Source organism: Gammaproteobacteria bacterium (genome assembly GCA_013001575.1).
Classification (GTDB): domain Bacteria; phylum Pseudomonadota; class Gammaproteobacteria; order Steroidobacterales; family JABDMI01; genus JABDMI01.
Genome location: JABDMI010000006.1, coordinates 1 through 3,194, shown reverse-complemented (window position 1 = coordinate 3,194; position 3,194 = coordinate 1). Strand labels below are relative to the sequence as shown.

Annotated in this window: 2 protein-coding genes; one reads left to right on the top strand and one right to left on the bottom strand. The window is 47.9% G+C overall.

Annotated features, from left to right (window positions below):
- The coding region (locus tag HKN88_00415) for a hypothetical protein (GenBank protein NNC96513.1) at window positions 1–490 on the bottom strand (490 nt) is incomplete at its 3' end.
- Between the two features lie 294 nt (window positions 491–784).
- Between HKN88_00415 and HKN88_00410 the strand changes: the two genes are divergently transcribed.
- Window positions 785–3,194: efflux RND transporter permease subunit (locus HKN88_00410; GenBank protein ID NNC96512.1), on the top strand; the 2,410-nt coding region annotated here is incomplete at its 3' end.

Here is a 3,194-nt window from a genome sequence, read left to right as displayed (position 1 = left end):
GATCATTGGTGACTATACTGGGTTGTATCGGAAACTCCCACAAGCGCTGAGTGGAATCAATTTCTACCCGCACCACCGAAATACTTTCACCGTTAGGGGTTAATGTTGGTGAATATTCACTTTCCGGTGTATCGGTCATGCGTGATACCGATTCGCTGCTAATGGTGTACGCATAAATATCTGATTGCTCCAATTGTGATGCTTCGCTGCCTCTACGACTGGTGAACAAGATTGTGTTACTGTCTGGTAAAAAATACGGTTGATTGTCGTAACCGCTATTATTGGTAATATTGACGGGCATGCCAATACTGATATTTCCATCAATAAATTGTAAAGTGGCCAAATATATTTCAGAGTCCGGGATCCCGGAGCTTTCCTGTTGCGATTCTTGTTGTGTTTCATTAGCAGAGTCAGCCAAAGTCTCTGCGTTTTTAGTAGTGCTTGGCGTGGCTTGTTTAGTCTTCGCCACCGGCGTATTTGCAGCATCCATAGGAACAGACTCATCCTTAGAGGAACAAGCAGATACGCTTAGCATCAAACTCAAAAACAAAATGCCTATTGATTGATTAAATGAGTTAGTTTTTATGATATTCATGGTAATTGGATCCTGGATCTCTATGAGTGGCTGGCATTGAAAAAATATACTGATTTGGAATAATTAAAAGCATGTAAATTACAAGACGCTTATGATACTTCACAAGCCCCCGAAATGGGTCAGAAAAACGTATAATTACGTCTAATAATCCCACGCTGTCCGGGATATCATCCAAACCGTACTTTCTTTATGAATCTAACCCGCTTATCACTCTATAACCCGGTTGCCGTCAGTGTTGCTGCATTATTGGTGTTTTTGTTTGGTGGCCTGAGTTTACTTGAGTTACCAGTCCAAATGATACCCAGTGTGGAACGGCCCAGCATCCAGATCAACACGGGCTGGCGTGCGGCCGCTCCTGAAGAGGTCGAATCAGAGATCATCGAACCTCAAGAAGATGCTTTAAGAGGATTGTCGGGATTACAAAAAATGGAATCCACAGCCCAAAACGGACAGGGTTCGATCAGTCTCACTTTTGATATCGATGTAAATTTACAAGATGTGCAACTTGAGGTCATGAATCGTTTGACCCGGGTACCCGCCTATCCGCCTGATGCCACTGAACCCACGGTCTTTGTCGGTCGCGGGCAGTTTGGCAATTCCATTGCCTGGTTCGCCATCACTCCCACTCGCGACTCGATTGATATTACCGAGTATCAGGACTTTGTGGATGAAGTGGTATTGCCACGCATGGAACGTGTAACTGGCGTGTCAAACGCCAATTCGTTTGGGGGACGGGCTAAAGAAGTCCGGATAACCTTCGACCCGCATGCAGCGGCCGCCAAAGGTGTGTCTTTACTGGACATGGCCAGGTTAACCCAGGGTAATACCGACACCTCCGGAGGGTTCACCGATATCGGGCGCCGCCAATACACATTACGTTACAGCGGCAGTTACAGTCTGGGTGAATTGAGCAATTTGATCCTCGGGTATCAAAACGGCAGCCCGGTCAAACTTGTTGATGTGGCAAGCATTGAACTCAGAAAAGTGGACGCCTTTGGCTCTTTAAATCAAAACGGCGGGCCGTCTATTGCCTTCAGCATTGAACCCGAAACCAATGTCAATGTACTGGACGTTATGGCGGGACTCAAACAAGCCACCCGGGAATTGAATGACGGTCCAGTTGGTCGCGCCGGTCTTAACATCATGCAAGTCTATGACGAAACCATTTATATTGAAGACTCGATTGCGATGCTGCGTAATAATTTGCTTTTGGGAATTCTTTTGGCGGTTTCTATTTTGTGGTGGTTCTTACGCAAGTTCAGAGCCACATTACTTGTCGCTCTCGCCATTCCGATCTCTCTGTTTTTTGCATTCATCGGTTTACGTCTAACGGGTCGTACACTCAATATTATTTCCCTGGCCGGTCTCGCTTTTGCCATGGGCATGGTCATGGATTCGGCCATTGTTGTTTTGGAAAATATTGTACGCCTGCGTGAGAAAGGCGAAAGCAGTGAAGAAGCTTCTTACCAAGGTGCCACACAAGTCTGGGGTGCGCTGCTCGCCTCCACGGCCACCACTGTGGCAATCTTTTTACCTATCTTGTTTTTACGTGACATTGCCGGACAACTCTTTTCCGATCTGGCTCTGGCTATTTCCATTGCAGTGATAATATCTTTGATCATTGCCGTTACCGTAATACCCACTGCAGCAAATACGGTATTACGCGACATTAAACTGGTTGACCCACACAGTAACTGGTGGAACACGGCAACTGCGTTCATCATGCGCATCACCAATACAGCCAAAGCACGTGCTGTGTGGATCATTGCCCTGGTTGGTATAGGGATAAGCACCAGTATCATATTATTGCCCAAAGCCAGTTACTTGCCGGAAGGCGAACAGAATTTTTTGTTTGCTTTTATTTCACCTCCCACCGGTCAAAGCGTCCAAACCGGACAAAAAGAATTTGTCGACGTGGTCAATCAGCGCTTTTTGCCGTATTTAAAAGGCGATAAACAACCGCAAGTGGACAATTATTTTCTTGGCATGTTCGGCTCATCGGGCTTTATGGGGGCACGCGCTACTAATCGCGATGAAGTTGATGCACTGGTACAGGAAGTGAATAGCAATATCACCAACGGTTTTCCAGACACCATGGTATTTGCCAGTAAAGCCGGAATCTTTGGTCGCCTGGGTGGTGGTGGCAACATTGAATTGAATATTCAAAGTCGCGATATCGACTCCACCTTACGCGCTGCGCAAGCCGGTATGCAGGCCATCAGCCAGGCTTTACCCGGCGCCCGGGCGCGTCCAGTGCCTAGCCTGGAACTGGCCACTCCCGAATTACGCTTGATACCGGATGAGCGTGCGATTACTGAAGCCGGACTAACTCGGGGGCAATTATCCAGTTTAGTCCGCGCTCTGGGGGATGGGTTGTACGTTGGTGATTATTTTGACGGCACCAAGCGTCGTAACATCATTTTACGCGGCACGGAATGGCAACGACCGGAAGACCTGCTCGCCACACCGGTTCTCACCCCGGCGCGCGGTGTTCAACCACTTGGCACTTTGGTGCAACTCAAAGAAACCGTAGGCCCTGACCAAATTCGTCGCGTAGACAGGCGACGATCTGTGACCATCAACATCACCCCTCCCGCTG